This window comes from Mucilaginibacter sp. (assembly GCF_036568825.1).
Lineage (GTDB): Bacteria > Bacteroidota > Bacteroidia > Sphingobacteriales > Sphingobacteriaceae > Mucilaginibacter.
In genome coordinates this window covers 191,919-206,053 of record NZ_DATCRU010000068.1, presented here as the reverse complement: position 1 = coordinate 206,053, position 14,135 = coordinate 191,919, and the positions used below count along the sequence as shown (strand labels likewise).

Here is a 14,135-nt window from a genome sequence, read left to right as displayed (position 1 = left end):
CTTTTGCACCATAAAATCTATCTATGTCTAAAAACAAAAAGAGCTCATCCATCAAGCAAGTGCTTACCCAAATGGTATTGGATGTGTTTGAGCAAAATAAAAATGCCCCCTGGAATTACAAACAGGTATCGGCTAAGCTAAATATCCACAGTAATGAAGATCGAGAGATCATCCTCGAAATATTAAAGGACGAGGCTAAAAAGAACGTCCTCAAGGAAGTATCGCATGGAAAATTTCAATTGCGAGAACTGAAAACATTCGTTGAAGGTGTAGTTGATATGACCAATGACGGCTCTGCTTTCATTGTTACTGACGATGAAGACGAAACAGACATCTATGTAGCTCCGCGTAAACTGCGCAATGCCCTTAATGGTGACCGTGTAAAGGTATATGTGTATGCCAAAAGCAAAGGTATCCGCAAGGAAGGCGAGGTAATAGAAATACTCCATCGCAATAAGATGGAGTTCACCGGTATAGTGAAACTATCGGATCGCTTTGCATTCTTTATTCCTGACGACCGGAAAATGATGCACGATATCTTTATCCCGATCAATGAACTTAACGGTGCTAAAAACGGGATAAAAGCAATTGCCGAAATCACCGATTGGCCACCTGAGGCTAAGAATCCGGTTGGCCGCATCAAACACGTTTTAGGCACTCAAGGCGAGAATGATACAGAAATGAACGCCATCTTGGCTGAGTATGGTTTCCCTTTATCATTCCCGAAAGAAGTTGAGCAGGAATCAGAAGAAATACCTGATGTAATTACTGCTGACGAGATAGCTCGTCGCCGTGATTTCAGAAAGGTGCTGACCTTTACCATTGACCCATTTGATGCTAAGGATTTTGACGATGCGTTATCCTTTCAATATCTGCCTAATGGCAATTATGAAGTCGGTATTCACATCGCCGATGTAGCGCATTACATTCAGCCTGATTCAGCTCTCGATAAAGAGGCACTGGAACGTGGTACTTCTGTTTATCTGGTCGACAGGGTGATTCCAATGCTGCCCGAAAGATTATCAAATGGTTTATGCTCGCTCAGACCTAAAGAAGATAAACTTTGCTTTGCCGCCGTGTTTGAACTGAACGAAGAAGCGCATGTAGTGAATGAATGGTTCGGTAAAACCGTCATCCACTCGGACAGGCGCTTTACTTATGAAGAAGTGCAGCAGATCATCGAGGATGAATCGGGTGAGTTTGATAAGGAAATATTGAAGTTGAACGCCCTGGCTCACAAACTCCGCGACCGTAAATTCAAGAATGGCGCTATCAGCTTTGAAACTACTGAGGTAAAATTCAAATTGGATGAAAAAGGCAGGCCAATAGGTGTATATGTAAAAGAGCGGAAAGATGCTCATAAACTGATCGAAGATTTTATGTTGCTTGCTAATCGTAAAGTAGCCGAGTTCGTCAGCAAAAAAGGCAAAGGAAAGCATAAATATACTTTTGTTTATCGTACCCACGATTCACCCAAGCCCGAGAGCCTGGCAAACTTTGCGCAATTTGCGGCACGGTTTGGTTATCGTATCAATACCAAATCGGATAAAGAAATAGCTAAATCACTCAACTTTCTGATGGAAGATGTGGAAGGCAAAAAGGAGCAAAACGTGTTGACCCATCTGGCAATACGTTCGATGGCTAAGGCTATTTATACTACAAAAACTACAAGTCACTATGGATTGGCATTTGATCATTATACGCACTTTACTTCCCCTATTCGCCGTTACCCGGATGTGATGGTGCACCGATTGCTATTCCATTATTTAAATGGCGGACAATCTGCCAATGCAGAGTTTTATGAAAAACTTTGTCAGCATTGCTCAGCAATGGAAAAGAAAGCCGCTGATGCAGAACGTTCTTCTGTAAAATATAAACAGGCTGAATTTCTTAAAGATCAGATCGGCACAGTTTATACGGGCATCATTTCAGGTGTTACCGAATGGGGTATGTATGTGGAGATCATCGACAACAAATGCGAGGGTATGATTCGCCTGCGTGATATAGCCGACGATTTTTATACACTGGATGAAAAAAATTATGCTATAATTGGCCAACGTAAAAAGAAGGTCTACAGATTGGGCGATGAAGTACAGATCAAGGTTAAAAATGTAGATCTGACAAAGAAGCAAATAGACTTTTCACTAATTCAGGATAGAGATTATTAATTATAAGGTTAGTTGATTAGTTAAGTGGTTGATTGAGTTGAGTAGTTAAGAAAATCTGATCAACAAATAAACAAACATGAAGAAATTGAACGATTTGCAGGTAATTATCAGCAAAGAAGTTGAAAGACTATCTTTCCCAACATACCCTGCAGAGTTATATGAGCCGATAAAATATATTCTCGCCCTGGGTGGCAAACGCATGCGACCAGCTCTTTTGCTGATGGCCTGTGATTTTTTTGGCGGTGATGTGAATAAAGCTATCTCTCCTGCCCTGGCCATTGAAGTGTTTCACAATTTTACCCTGATGCATGATGATATTATGGATAATGCGCCGTTACGCCGTGGTAAAACGACTGTGCACGAAAAGTGGAATAAGAATGTAGGTATACTTTCGGGAGATGTAATGCTGATCGAAGGCTATAAGTTGATGATGAATGTTGACGAACATTTGTTAAGACCAATCCTCAATATATTCAACGAAACAGCTGTGGGCGTTTGTGAAGGGCAGCAACTGGATATGGAGTTTGAAACCCGCAATGATGTAAATATTGGCGAGTACATAACTATGATCCGCCTAAAAACAGCTGTTGTATTGGGCGGTGCATTAAAAATCGGTGCTCTTATCGGTGGTGCGGATGAAAAAGATGCTGTTTTACTACATGCATTTGGCGAACAATTAGGCGTCGCTTTCCAGTTACAGGACGATATCCTTGATGTGTACGGCGATCCCGAAAAATTTGGTAAGCAGGTTGGCGGTGACATCATATCTAATAAAAAGACCTATTTACTACTAAAAGCACTGGAACTGGCAAACTCAGCTCAGAAAGCTGAATTAAAACAATGGCTTTCGGCTTCGCCATCTGATCCTAAAGAAAAAGTAATCGCGGTTACTGAAATATACAATCAATTGCACGTAAGGCGCTATGCCGAAGAAGCTATGCAGGCTTATGCCGATAAAGCTTTTGCCGCATTGGATGCTATCAATCAACCCGAAGACCATAAACAATACCTGCGCGACTTTGCCGATGGGTTGATGGTACGGGAGAATTGAATATATTTATAAAGGAAATAACTCCTTTTAAATCATATGAAAAAAACCTTTATCACAATTATCGCGCTCACTGCTTTTACAGTTGCCAAAGCCCAACAATCTCCCTCACAAAGCGGCGATCCTAATGCTGAAATAAGAATTGATACTCCGGATACATCTTCGGCGAATAAATCTAAAATTTTTACGGCGGTAGAACAAGTTCCCTCTTTCCCTGGTGGTATAGAAGCATTCTTTAGGTTTCTGCAAACTAACATTTGATACCCTGCCAAAGCATTTGAGAATAATGTTCAGGGCAAGGTTTTCCTAACTTTTGTCGTTGAGAAAGACGGTTCTTTGACCGACGTAAAAGTTATACGAGGCATTGGCAGCGGATGCGATGAGGAAGCAAGCCGCGTTATATCAATATCCCCAAAATGGAAGCCTGGAATTCAAAATGGCAGGCCGGTGAGAGTTCAATATACGATGCCAATAAGCTTTACTTTAGCGAGAAAATGAACTTTTCATTAGCCGATTATTGATAGCAAAAAGTCACATTATGAAATGCATTTTTATAGTCGTCTTAATTCCTATCGTATTTCTTGCAAAAGCACAGCAAAAGGAAACGAAAGGGCGGATTGATGATAATAAAATTTATACTGCAGTCGAACACGAGCCTGAATTCCCGGGAGGAATAGGGAAATTCGCTATCTACCTAATGAATAATATTCAGTTACAAAAAAAGGAGGTAAAAAAAGAGGATTTTCAAGGATCATTTTTATTTCAAATGATTATAGAAAAAGACGGGAGTATTAGTAATGGTAAAAGAGCTCAAGCGAATCCCCAATTCGTCTATTGGAAAGCAGATAATAAAAGTAATAAAGACTTCCCCAAGATGGCAACCAGGATTTCAGAATGGACATCCAGTAAGAGTTCAGTATTCCTTCCCATTTTATTTTTAACATGTTGTGAATATATAATTTAACAAAAAAGCCTCGATCTGTAGCAGACCGGGGCTTTGTATTTTATAAAGGTACTGATTACTCAGCGCCTTCTTCTTTATCAGTTTTTTTTGCCTTTGGAGCAGCAGCTTTCTTTGCTTTTGGTGCTTCTTCAGTAACCTCAGCAGCAGGTGCCGCTTTTTTAGTTTCAGCTTTTGGAGCTTCAGCTACTTCAGCTGCCGGAGCAGGAGCAGTTTCAACTTTCTTTTCAGCTTTAGCAGCAGGTTTTGCCTTAGGTGCTTCAACTACAGGAGCAGCTTCAACTGGAAGTACTGATACATATGAACGGTTATCAGCTTTCTTTTTGAAAACAACTAAACCGTCTGCCAGAGCGAATAAGGTGTGGTCTTTACCGATGCCTACATTCTGACCTGGATTGTGCTGGGTACCACGCTGACGTACGATGATGTTACCGGCAATTGCAGGCTGACCACCAAAAATCTTGATACCTAAACGTTTGCTATGCGATTCGCGGCCGTTTCGTGAGCTACCGGCCCCTTTTTTGTGTGCCATTTCTTATATTTTTTATAGGATCACTACGAATCCTCGTTTAAAACCTTAATTATAATGTGATACCAGTGATCTCTATTTTGGTAAATTGCTGACGGTGACCGTTTTTCTTTTTATAACCTTTTCTTCTTTTCTTTTTGAATACGATTACTTTATCACCTTTTAAATGAGACACGATCTTAGCCGATACTTTAGCATTTTTCAAATCAGTACCTAATTTGAATTTACCATCGTTTTCTGCTAATAACACATTGTCAAATTCAATACTAGCGCCTTCATCTCCCTGTAAACGGTGTACAAAGAGCTGCTGGTCTTTAGCAACTTTAAATTGCTGTCCGGCTATACTTACTATTGCGTACATGGTTATTAATTATTTGTTTTAAAATTTGAGGTGCAAATGTAGGGATTCTGTTTTAAAGAAGCAATACTTTGTGTTAAATAGTTGTAGATGTTGTAAAGGTTGTAGTGGTTAAAGATATTTTGATCATCTGTGTGAAAGTCAATTCCAACTTTTTCAACCCTTACAACTTCTACAACCTCTCTCCCCCTATTTCTCCTTCCCCTCTTCCTTCGCCAGCACCAGCTTTATTTCCTTGATCAAACGCTGATTGGCATCCTTCAATCTTGGATCACCCTCAAATGATTCATCATAGATCACTCTTTTAGTTTTACGCTGATACTTAAATTCGATTACATAACGCAGCGGGCGCATGCCATTTCGTCTTTGAGTAGTATCTCCTATCTCTACATTTGGAAAATCCCAGAAACCCAAATCGGCAGCTTTGCGGTGAAGGTATAAAAGTTCTTCTTTAGGTATGTGAAGATTCATTTTGATGATCGAATCACGGGTATCAACATATTGATATTGGCCTGTCTTTGAGTTGTACTTATTTATAAGACTATCCGCACCAGGGCCGTATTCAAATGTCATATATTCAAATTCGCTGAACTTATAAGGAGCGTTTTTAAAAACATGTGCATAATAATAAACGCAGTAAGCCAGAAAGGGTATAATTACCGCACAAGCCATGAATATTCTTTTCGAGCGTGAATCTCTCATTATAATTAGTGAATTAGTGAGTTAGTGAATTATTGATTTTAAAAATTACAAATCATTGTTAGATATGGCGTTGCCTTCGCTTAATTGTCCTTCCCATTTACTTACTACCGCTGTGGCCATAACATTTCCTAAAACATTGGTTGCCGATCTTCCCATATCTAATAAAGGGTCAATACCTAATAATAAAGCTAAGCCCGCTTCCGGGATATTAAACATACCAATCGCTCCTGCCACCACTACCAAAGCAGCGCGTGGTACACCTGCCATGCCTTTGCTCATCAGCATCAGCATCAAAAGCATGGATAATTGCTGAGCGAAACCCAAATGTATACCATAAGCCTGCGCCAGGAACAACGATGCAAAGGTCATATACATCATCGATCCAACCAAATTAAAAGAGTAACCCAGTGGTAATACAAAGCTTACGATCTTATTACTGCAGCCAAAGTTTTCCAGTTCTTCTAGCGATCTTGGATAAGCCGCTTCGCTGGTGGATGTACTGAATGCTACTAAAACAGCATCCTTAATATTATTAAGCAACGTAAAAGCACGGTTCTTCAGTACAAAGAAACTACCGGCAACAATCATCAGCCAGAGCAACAGCAATGAGAAATAAAACTCGCCGATAAACGATGCGTAGGTTGAAATAATACCTAATCCTTCCTTGGCTACTACCGCAGTTATCGCACCAAATACAGCTATCGGGGCAACCTTCATCACATAGCCGGTTATCTTCATGATCACATTGGCCACCGCATCGAGGAATTTGATAATGATCTCCCCTTTTTCGCCAATGGCAGCAGTTGCAGCGCCGAAGAAAAGCGAGAATACCACAATCTGCAATATCTCGTTGTTCGCCATAGCCTCAGTAAAGCTTCTTGGAAAAACGTGGCCGATAAAATCCTTAAATGATATAGCCGTTTTTTTTACATCTGCATTTAAATGACCTTCTGGTAATGATAGATGGATGGAGCTACCCGGCTCAAACAAGTTTACCAAAACCATCCCCAGGAATAAAGAAACGAATGTAGCGCAGATAAACAACAGAAGAGTTTTACCACCTATCCGCCCTACAGCCTTTATATCGCCAACCTTTGCCACACCAACTACTAGCGTAGTGAACACCAGCGGACCTACGATCATTTTGATCAACCGCAAAAAGATGTCACTTAAAATGTTAAAACCTTCGAGCTTATTGTCGCGTGCTGTATTGCTGTCCGTCCGTAACTTTGCTTGCTGGGCCCTGTCCGCTTTTACCTGTTTGTATTCAGCGGCGGTAGTATCTTTGATAGCGGCTAACCGTGCATCAAATGTTTTTATATTCGCATCGGCAACGCTTATCTTTTTGTTCAGATCATCGATCACCTTAACATTGTAAACATATCCGGTTGCAACGCCGAGAATTAATGCGATAATGATGTATAGGGTAAGCCTGCTTTTATGCATAAAAATGAAAGTGCGAAACTACAACTATTTGCTAAAATAATTAAGTTAGCGACATGAGCCTACCAAACTATGGCATTGCGGAGATAAAAAAAGAACTTCAGCACCTGGATAATGCCCAGCTGACGGAGCTTTGCCTGCGCTTGGTTAGGTATAAAAAAGAGAACAAAGAACTAACAGGTTATTTATTATTCGATGCAGATAACGAATATGCTTTTATCGACTCATTGATGGCTGAAAGCGGACTGATGTTTAGTCAGTTGCCTTATAATAATTACCAACTAGCTAAAAGCCTTCGTAAAATATTGAGATTGTTGGGTAAATACATCAAATTCATGGCATCCAATGAGGCTGAGGTAGAGGTGCTTATCAATTTTTGCCGTAACTATGTACAATATGTAGATAAGCGCGCATCATCGTCCTACAAACCTTTGCGGTTAATTTTTACACGTCAGCTGGATAAAATCCGTAAATCGATAACTAAATTGCACGAGGATTTGCAGTTCGATTACAGCCAGGATTTTAATAATATGGTTGGCGAAGCCGAAGAAAAATTACGATGGCTGAATATGAATGATTATCTGTTGTAACAAATTACCCCATCAACCTATCTAAAACCTAAAAAGTTAACTGAATTGGATACCAGAGAAGCAGTCTTCAAGCAAATATTTGAAGCTAATTCAAAGAAGATATACCATTTATGCTATGGTTATACCGGCGACGATGACGCCGCGAATGACCTGCTACAGGAGACTTTTTTAAAAGTATGGCAAAACCTGGAGAAGTTCCGTAACCAGGCACAAATATCTACCTGGATATATCGTATTGCTGTAAACACCTGTTTAACCTACCTAAGATCTGAAAAAAGACAGGCTAAGGATGAAATTACACCTCAGTTTGCCGAAAGTAAGGGAGAAGAATACTCGGAGAAAAATGAGCAGGTTGCACTGCTCTATAAGTGTATATCGAAGTTGGAAGAATCAGAAAGAATTATTATTACTATGGTGCTGGATGAACTGCCCTACCCTGAAATAGCCGATATATCCGGTATATCAGAAGGCAACCTGAGGGTGAAGATACATCGTATTAAACAAAAATTAACAGAGTTGTATAACCACTATGAAAGACTTTGATCATTTGATGTCCGTTTGGCAGGGACAGCCAAAGCAGGAGCAGCTTTCAGTGGAGGACACGCTGAAGCAGGTAAAAAAAGGAGTACGCAGCATCACCAGTCAGCTATACTGGGGTATAGTGGCTATGGTGATTATGCTGGCTCTTACCTTTATCATCACTATTTTCTTCGTGTTCCAGTGGTTAACGTACGTGGGGTTATTCATCATGCTATTGACCATGATGGCATATGCCGCCCGCATCGTCCGCAATTATCGTATCCTGAGCAAGCACGACGCTACCCAAAACCCTACCGATTACCTGCAAGATTTAAAAGAATACCAAAAAGATCAGGCCAAAATAGCCGGCTGGTTCTATTATCTGTATGTAATGCTGATAAGCCTGGGCTTATCGCTTTATCTCGTAGAGATATTGAATAATGCCTCTATTTACTACAAAATAGGGTTTTATACATTTACAGTTGTTTGGATACTGTTCCTGAGCTTCTATTATAAGAAACGTATATTCAAGAGCCAGGAAGAAAAATTGAACCTGATTATAGATCGTTTGGAGCGGTTGCAGGGACAATTTGAATGAATTGAATCTTCAAATTAAGATGTTGGTCATACAAAAAATTCATCCGTCAGAGGTAGAGAGCTTACTATTACTATCCCGAAAAACCTTTTACGATGCCTTTGAGCAACTGAATAATAAAGAAGATTTTGAGGCTTATACGGCGGTGGCATTTACCAGTCAAAAGTTGTTAAGTGAGTTAGAAAACCTGCATTCACAATTCTATTTTGCCCTTATTGACGATGAAAAAGTAGGTTATATCAAACTCAATTATGCATCGGCCCAAACCGAGTTGCAGGACGATAAATCTATTGAAGTAGAACGTATCTACGTATTAGCCAGTCAGCAAGGAAAAAAGATTGGGAACCAATTGCTGGATTTTGCTATTGATAAAGCGAAAGCCGAAGACAAGCATTTCATCTGGCTAGGCGTGTGGGAGCATAACCAGGCAGCACGCCGATTCTATGAACGAAATGGTTTTAAAGCTTTTGGCAGTCACAAGTTTTGGGTAGGGAAAGATGAACAGACAGATATATTGATGAGGAAGGAGTTGGTCTGAACCAGAATTCACAGAATTAATGAATTAACAGAATAATTAAGCGAGCATAGAAAATTCAGGCCATTCTCTAATTCAAAAAATTCAGGTTCAGACAATTACCCTCTCATAAACGGATTAAAATTCCTAGTACCAATCTCCATCCCTGCAGCACGGCATATCGTTTTATCGCCAAATTTAAAGTTGATCTTATCCATGGCCTGGTACAGCCTGATCTGCTCTTCGTTATCTTCAAACAGGTTAATCTGGTAACTACCGGCAGTCAACTGACTTAATCTTACACCTATCAACCTCACAGGCCGGTGATTGTTCCATGCTTTTTTGAGCAGATTTTTAACGCCGGGTATCAGAATATGCTCTGCTGCGGTAAGAGCGATCTTTTCTTGCTGGGTATGCGTCTCGAAATTGGCATAGCGTATTTTGATAGCCAGGCACGACACGAGTTTATTTTCACGGCGCAGTTTGGATGATAGCTCCTCAGTCATCGATACCAATATCGATTCCAATGTCCGTCCGTCCGAAATATTGCGGCTAAAGGTTTGTTCGGTGGATATGGATTTGCGTTCAGAGTGTGGTACGATCTCGGCTGAATCTAATCCCCTCGCCTTGTTATACATCCATAAACCGTTTTTGCCGAATACGGTCTGCAAAAAGCGTAGTTCGCATCGCTGTAAGTCGCCAATTCTCTCTATGCCGTATTCGTATACCTTTTTGGCAGTGCTCTCCCCTAGTCCTGGTATTGCAGATATAGGTAACGGGGCCAGGAATTGCATTTCGCAGCCATGCGGAATAAATAACTGACCGTTAGGTTTAGCCTTGTTGGTAGCCATCTTGGCGATGACCTTACTGGATCCCAAGCCAAAAGATATAGGCAGCTGCGTTTCGCAGATAATGCGCTGACGAACTTGCGACGCCAGTTTGTAAGGGCTAAAAAAGCGATCAGTACCAGTAAGGTCTATATAGAATTCATCAACAGACGCCTTTTGATAAAGGGGCACCATATCGGCGATGATCTTTGTTACTTCTGCTGATGCTTCAGAGTATAAATGGTGATTGCCACGCACGGATATTGCGTGCGGACAAAGCTTAAATGCATCTCGTGATGACATACCTGAATGTACTCCATATTGACGCGCCTCGTAACTGCACGATGCCACTACTCCGCGCTGTGCATTCCCACCAATAATAATAGCCTTGCCAATCAGCTCAGGATTGAACTTACGCTCCACCGACACGAAGAACGAGTCGAGGTCGATATGCATGATATACCGCTTGGCTTCCACCCTGCAAAGTTGAAAAATAATTCGATAAAATACTAATAATTTTAGCAAATTTGAATATGGAATCTTACAAAGATTATCTCATTATACTTACCCTGCCAACAGCAATTGCTGAACAGGTTAAAAAGTTTAAGCAAGCCAGTGCCCGTTTGATAGGTGATTTTGAAGGGATGCATAGCAAGGCGCATATCATCCTATCTCGTTTAATGCGTCAAAAGCCTTTTCATACCGAGCCTCTTTTCAGGCAGGTTGAAAAAGAACTTTCATTATTAGAGCCTTTTACTTTGCAGATTAATGGTTTTGCTACTTTTCTGCCGACTGACTATACCACCATTTATGGAGCCATCAAATCGACACCAGTTATGGAAGACTGGTTTAAACGCTTACGCAAATCATTGAATGAAAAGAAGTCTGTTCCGCACATTACCATTGCACGACAAGTGCCAAATGAAAAGGCTAAGAAACTATGGCCCAAGTTTAAAGACCGTACCTGGAACGATGAGTTTGAGGTGAAACGCCTAACCATACTACAACGCGAAACTTATGGTTACGATAAAACCTGGCGGCATTTTGCCGATATCCCCTTTAAAGGCAAACCTGAATGGAATATACTGCCCAACAAGAAAGCGGAGAAAAAGATAAGTGATGTAAATCAGATCAGTTTATTTTGAGAACTTTTTACCAAATAAATTTGCATTTATACTAAATATTTTAGCATATTTATATCCCGGTTTTAGTAATTGGTTAAGTAGTTGATTATGTTAAATGGTTGTTTTTGACTATTTAACCACTCAACTACTTAACACAATCAACCACTTAACTAAAAGGATATGAAAGGTTATGCAGATTATTTGATCATCCTCTCCCCTCCCAAGGATGTTTTTGAGCAGATTGAAAAATATAAACAAGAAGCAGCGGATATCATCGGTCATTATGATAGTATGCATTCAAAGGCACATATCAGTATAAAACCTATGCCCCGCCGCAAACCTTACATGGCTGAGCCTGAATTTGTGGGTTTAAAAGCCAATGTAAGGCTACTGCCTCCGGTTACTTTGGTTATCGATGGGTTTGATTTCTTTAATCATGGCGAGGAATACCGTACGGTATATGCTAAAATTCAATCTTCGGCTTTTACTACACAATGGTTCAAGGCTCTTAAAAAGAGTCTCAATATAAAAGATTACCTGGTGCCGCATATTACCGTTGCCCGCAATATCCATAAAGATGATTTTGAGAAGCTGTGGCCGCATTTTCGCAAAATCAAATGGGTGCAGGATTTTGAAGTGAATCAACTGACCATTCTGCAACGGGAGGCACTCAATACTTTTGCCCATTGGGAAGTGCTAATGGAAATTCCTTTTGAGGCACGGCATTTGGTGAATGAGACGTTGCCTAAGGCATCTCTTACTAAACCACTTACGGGGAATTATAATGCCAGCCAGCAGATCAAGCTGTTTTGAGTCTGAGGGCAAAAAAGAGAGCGCTGTCATGTTGAGGCGGAGCCTGTCCTGAGTTAATCGAAGGGAAACATTGGCGGGCAAAGGCCAACGCACTACACTTTGACAGGGCTCAGTGTGACACCCGGGCGTAAGGTTTTATTGAACTTTATTCGTTCACCCTTAACCTTTTACCTTTCCCCTTTCACCTTTTTAACTTTTTCTTAACCCCGATTCAACCTTTTGTCTATATTTGCGCCGGGGTAAGTCTTTTACGACCAGCTCCTCTTGAACTCCCCCAGGGTGGGAACGCAGCAAGGGTAGAGGGTTGTAGCGGTGCGATAAAAGTAGCTTACCCTTTTTTATTTCTTCACTTTTCTGAACACGATTCGCCAGATTTAAGGATGTTCAGGATAATCTTAGCTTAAAAACATTTTTAAAAGATTACATTATAATTGTGATGTTAATCGTGCTAATCAATTAATCTTGTAAACCGTGTTCAAATAAAAGGTTCAGATCCTATGGAAATAAAAAACGAAGAGCGCCATCACGCCGGTGCTTTTTATATTGATGACAACGGCGACCGCCTCGGCGAGATGCGCTACCTGGTTCGCGATGGTGTGATGAATATTTATCATACCGAAGTAAGCGAAAAGCTGCAGGGTCAGCATATGGGCGATAAACTGGTAGAAGCCGGTGTAAAATATGCCCGTGAAAATCAATTTAAAGTATTACCTACCTGTACCTTTGCACGGTCGGTTTTTAACCGTACACCGGCATATGACGATGTGCTGGTGAAGAATTTTTGAAATAATTATTAAACAAAAAACATGTCATTTCGACGAACTTGGGAAGGATTGAGCGTAGAGTGAGGAGAAAACTTATATGCCCATACATTGACGATAAGCAAAATTGGAGAGGTTTTCTCACCCACCCCATAACACAAGCCTACGTTGTGGGTTCGAAATGACATGGTTTTTTATTGTTAAATAGAAGACATACAAATGCTCGATATACTCATTATAGGCGGTGGCCCCATAGGTTTGGCTTGTGCGCTTGCTGCACAGAAAGCCAATCTAAACTATATCATTATAGAAAAAGGCTGCCTGGCCAACTCACTGTACAACTACCCTTCTACAATGACTTTCTTCAGCACCTCAGAACGACTGGAGATTGGATGGATACCCTTTGTTACCATCAGCAACAAACCCAACCGCGCTGAGGCGCTGGAATATTATCGCCGTGTGGCTTTCTCCAATCATATTAAAGTGAATTTGTTTGAGGAGGTTTCCGCAGTTGAACGGACGGACAAACATTATACCGTTACTACTTCGAAAGGAAGATATGAGGCGAAGAACATCGTAGTCGCTACAGGCTTTTATGACATTGCCGTAAAGCTGGATATACCGGGTGAAGATTTGCCAAAAGTGATGCATTACTATAAAGATCCTCACTTTTATGCCTTGCAAAAGGTAGTTGTTGTGGGATCAAGCAACTCAGCTATTGATGTTGCTTTGGAGACTTTCCGCAAAGGTGCCGATGTAACATTGGTAATCCGCGGTGAAGAAGTAAGCCACCGGGTAAAATATTGGGTACGGCCTGATATTATCAATCGCATTAAAGAAGGAAGCATTAAGGCTTATTTTAACTCTAACCTTACCGCCATCCGCGAACACGATGTAGACATTCAAACCCCGGATGGACTGGTAACTATCCCCAACGATTTTGTGATGGCGATGACCGGTTACCGGCCTAATTTTGACTTCCTTAAAAAGATAGGCATACATCTTTCTACCGATGCCAAATGTATCCCCCATTACAATCACGATACCATGGAAACCAACCTGCCTGGCATCTATCTTGCCGGTGTGGTTTGCGGAGGTATGGACACCCATTTATGGTTCATCGAAAACTCGCGGATTCATGCAGAGATGATCGTGAATGACATTGTAAATAAAAGACCCTGAT

The 14,135-nt window shown here is 40.8% G+C and carries 17 protein-coding genes, 1 other RNA gene and 1 pseudogene; 14 read left to right on the top strand and 5 right to left on the bottom strand.

What is annotated here, in order from left to right; translation table 11 throughout:
* Positions 1-23 precede the first annotated feature (23 nt).
* The 5 genes and pseudogenes from rnr (at position 24) to VIM89_RS15310 (ending at position 4,180) form a co-directional block, all read left to right on the top strand.
* Complete coding sequence (gene rnr / locus VIM89_RS15330; protein ID WP_488157047.1) at positions 24-2,168, top strand: ribonuclease R; 2,145 nt, start codon at positions 24-26, stop codon at positions 2,166-2,168.
* A gap of 76 nt (positions 2,169-2,244) precedes the next feature.
* Positions 2,245-3,219 (top strand): polyprenyl synthetase family protein, encoded by a 975-nt coding sequence (locus VIM89_RS15325; RefSeq protein ID WP_488157046.1) that lies wholly within the window; start codon positions 2,245-2,247, stop codon positions 3,217-3,219.
* A gap of 36 nt (positions 3,220-3,255) precedes the next feature.
* On the top strand, positions 3,256-3,477 hold the full coding sequence (locus VIM89_RS15320; RefSeq protein WP_488157045.1) for a hypothetical protein: 222 nt from the start codon (positions 3,256-3,258) through the stop codon (positions 3,475-3,477).
* A gap of 60 nt (positions 3,478-3,537) precedes the next feature.
* Positions 3,538-3,714 (top strand): annotated as a pseudogene (locus VIM89_RS15315) (energy transducer TonB); the annotation flags it as partial.
* Between the two features lie 40 nt (positions 3,715-3,754).
* Entirely contained in the window at positions 3,755-4,180 is a 426-nt protein-coding gene (locus tag VIM89_RS15310; protein ID WP_488157044.1) for a hypothetical protein, read from the top strand.
* Positions 4,181-4,235: 55 nt separating this feature from the next.
* Here VIM89_RS15310 and rpmA read toward each other — a convergent pair whose 3' ends face one another.
* The 4 genes from rpmA to VIM89_RS15290 all read right to left on the bottom strand — a co-directional run bounded on the left by rpmA (position 4,236) and on the right by VIM89_RS15290 (position 7,212).
* Positions 4,236-4,709 carry a 50S ribosomal protein L27 gene (gene rpmA / locus VIM89_RS15305; protein ID WP_488157043.1) on the bottom strand — a complete coding sequence of 158 codons (474 nt, stop codon included), beginning with the start codon at positions 4,707-4,709 and terminating at the stop codon, positions 4,236-4,238.
* A gap of 49 nt (positions 4,710-4,758) precedes the next feature.
* Positions 4,759-5,067, bottom strand: a complete 309-nt coding sequence (rplU, locus tag VIM89_RS15300; RefSeq protein ID WP_488157042.1) for a 50S ribosomal protein L21 — start codon at positions 5,065-5,067, stop codon at positions 4,759-4,761.
* A gap of 186 nt (positions 5,068-5,253) precedes the next feature.
* Positions 5,254-5,766 (bottom strand): hypothetical protein, encoded by a 513-nt coding sequence (locus VIM89_RS15295; protein WP_488157041.1) that lies wholly within the window; start codon positions 5,764-5,766, stop codon positions 5,254-5,256.
* A 45-nt stretch (positions 5,767-5,811) separates the two neighbouring features.
* Positions 5,812-7,212 (bottom strand): dicarboxylate/amino acid:cation symporter, encoded by a 1,401-nt coding sequence (locus VIM89_RS15290; RefSeq protein WP_488157040.1) that lies wholly within the window; start codon positions 7,210-7,212, stop codon positions 5,812-5,814.
* Between the two features lie 53 nt (positions 7,213-7,265).
* On the opposite strand from VIM89_RS15290, the gene VIM89_RS15285 reads away from it, so the two are divergent.
* Genes VIM89_RS15285 through VIM89_RS15270 form a run of 4 tightly spaced genes read left to right on the top strand, consistent with a single transcriptional unit; the run spans position 7,266 to position 9,451 of the window.
* On the top strand, positions 7,266-7,799 hold the full coding sequence (locus VIM89_RS15285; protein ID WP_488157039.1) for a hypothetical protein: 534 nt from the start codon (positions 7,266-7,268) through the stop codon (positions 7,797-7,799).
* A 45-nt stretch (positions 7,800-7,844) separates the two neighbouring features.
* Positions 7,845-8,342 carry an RNA polymerase sigma factor gene (locus tag VIM89_RS15280; RefSeq protein WP_488157038.1) on the top strand — a complete coding sequence of 166 codons (498 nt, stop codon included), beginning with the start codon at positions 7,845-7,847 and terminating at the stop codon, positions 8,340-8,342.
* Positions 8,329-8,916: a hypothetical protein gene (locus tag VIM89_RS15275; protein ID WP_488157037.1), complete on the top strand. Its 588-nt coding sequence runs from the start codon at positions 8,329-8,331 to the stop codon at positions 8,914-8,916. The genes VIM89_RS15280 and VIM89_RS15275 overlap by 14 nt, the downstream gene beginning before the upstream one ends.
* A gap of 19 nt (positions 8,917-8,935) precedes the next feature.
* Entirely contained in the window at positions 8,936-9,451 is a 516-nt protein-coding gene (locus VIM89_RS15270; protein WP_488157036.1) for a GNAT family N-acetyltransferase, read from the top strand.
* Between the two features lie 95 nt (positions 9,452-9,546).
* Here the strand turns inward: VIM89_RS15270 and dinB are convergent, their stop codons facing one another.
* On the bottom strand, positions 9,547-10,731 hold the full coding sequence (dinB, locus tag VIM89_RS15265; RefSeq protein ID WP_488157035.1) for a DNA polymerase IV: 1,185 nt from the start codon (positions 10,729-10,731) through the stop codon (positions 9,547-9,549).
* Positions 10,732-10,787: 56 nt separating this feature from the next.
* Here dinB and VIM89_RS15260 point away from each other — a divergent pair, with 56 nt between their 5' ends.
* The 5 genes from VIM89_RS15260 (at position 10,788) to VIM89_RS15240 (ending at position 14,134) form a co-directional block, all read left to right on the top strand.
* On the top strand, positions 10,788-11,399 hold the full coding sequence (locus VIM89_RS15260) for a 2'-5' RNA ligase family protein (RefSeq protein WP_488157034.1): 612 nt from the start codon (positions 10,788-10,790) through the stop codon (positions 11,397-11,399).
* A gap of 159 nt (positions 11,400-11,558) precedes the next feature.
* Complete coding sequence (locus tag VIM89_RS15255) at positions 11,559-12,191, top strand: 2'-5' RNA ligase family protein (protein ID WP_488157033.1); 633 nt, start codon at positions 11,559-11,561, stop codon at positions 12,189-12,191.
* A 237-nt stretch (positions 12,192-12,428) separates the two neighbouring features.
* Positions 12,429-12,528: signal recognition particle sRNA small type (ffs, locus tag VIM89_RS15250), an RNA gene on the top strand.
* A gap of 160 nt (positions 12,529-12,688) precedes the next feature.
* Positions 12,689-12,976 carry a GNAT family N-acetyltransferase gene (locus tag VIM89_RS15245; protein WP_488157032.1) on the top strand — a complete coding sequence of 96 codons (288 nt, stop codon included), beginning with the start codon at positions 12,689-12,691 and terminating at the stop codon, positions 12,974-12,976.
* Positions 12,977-13,171: 195 nt separating this feature from the next.
* The gene (locus VIM89_RS15240) at positions 13,172-14,134 is read left to right on the top strand and encodes a YpdA family putative bacillithiol disulfide reductase (RefSeq protein ID WP_488157031.1); all 963 of its coding nucleotides are present in this window, start codon (positions 13,172-13,174) and stop codon (positions 14,132-14,134) included.
* The last annotated feature ends 1 nt before the right edge of the window (position 14,135 follow it).

Bases quoted from the DNA above. Each gene is read 5' to 3' on its own strand.
- VIM89_RS15290 (WP_488157040.1), bottom strand. From the start codon at position 7,212: ATGCATAAAAGCAGGCTTACCCTATACATCATTATCGCATTAATTCTC.
- VIM89_RS15275 (WP_488157037.1), top strand. From the start codon at position 8,329: ATGAAAGACTTTGATCATTTGATGTCCGTTTGGCAGGGACAGCCAAAG.
- VIM89_RS15260 (WP_488157034.1), top strand. From the start codon at position 10,788: ATGGAATCTTACAAAGATTATCTCATTATACTTACCCTGCCAACAGCA.
- rpmA (WP_488157043.1), bottom strand. From the start codon at position 4,709: ATGGCACACAAAAAAGGGGCCGGTAGCTCACGAAACGGCCGCGAATCG.
- VIM89_RS15320 (WP_488157045.1), top strand. From the start codon at position 3,256: ATGAAAAAAACCTTTATCACAATTATCGCGCTCACTGCTTTTACAGTT.
- VIM89_RS15295 (WP_488157041.1), bottom strand. From the start codon at position 5,766: ATGAGAGATTCACGCTCGAAAAGAATATTCATGGCTTGTGCGGTAATT.
- VIM89_RS15255 (WP_488157033.1), top strand. From the start codon at position 11,559: ATGAAAGGTTATGCAGATTATTTGATCATCCTCTCCCCTCCCAAGGAT.
- VIM89_RS15240 (WP_488157031.1), top strand. From the start codon at position 13,172: ATGCTCGATATACTCATTATAGGCGGTGGCCCCATAGGTTTGGCTTGT.
- rnr (WP_488157047.1), top strand. From the start codon at position 24: ATGTCTAAAAACAAAAAGAGCTCATCCATCAAGCAAGTGCTTACCCAA.
- VIM89_RS15285 (WP_488157039.1), top strand. From the start codon at position 7,266: ATGAGCCTACCAAACTATGGCATTGCGGAGATAAAAAAAGAACTTCAG.
- VIM89_RS15245 (WP_488157032.1), top strand. From the start codon at position 12,689: ATGGAAATAAAAAACGAAGAGCGCCATCACGCCGGTGCTTTTTATATT.
- VIM89_RS15325 (WP_488157046.1), top strand. From the start codon at position 2,245: ATGAAGAAATTGAACGATTTGCAGGTAATTATCAGCAAAGAAGTTGAA.
- VIM89_RS15310 (WP_488157044.1), top strand. From the start codon at position 3,755: ATGAAATGCATTTTTATAGTCGTCTTAATTCCTATCGTATTTCTTGCA.
- VIM89_RS15270 (WP_488157036.1), top strand. From the start codon at position 8,936: ATGTTGGTCATACAAAAAATTCATCCGTCAGAGGTAGAGAGCTTACTA.
- rplU (WP_488157042.1), bottom strand. From the start codon at position 5,067: ATGTACGCAATAGTAAGTATAGCCGGACAGCAATTTAAAGTTGCTAAA.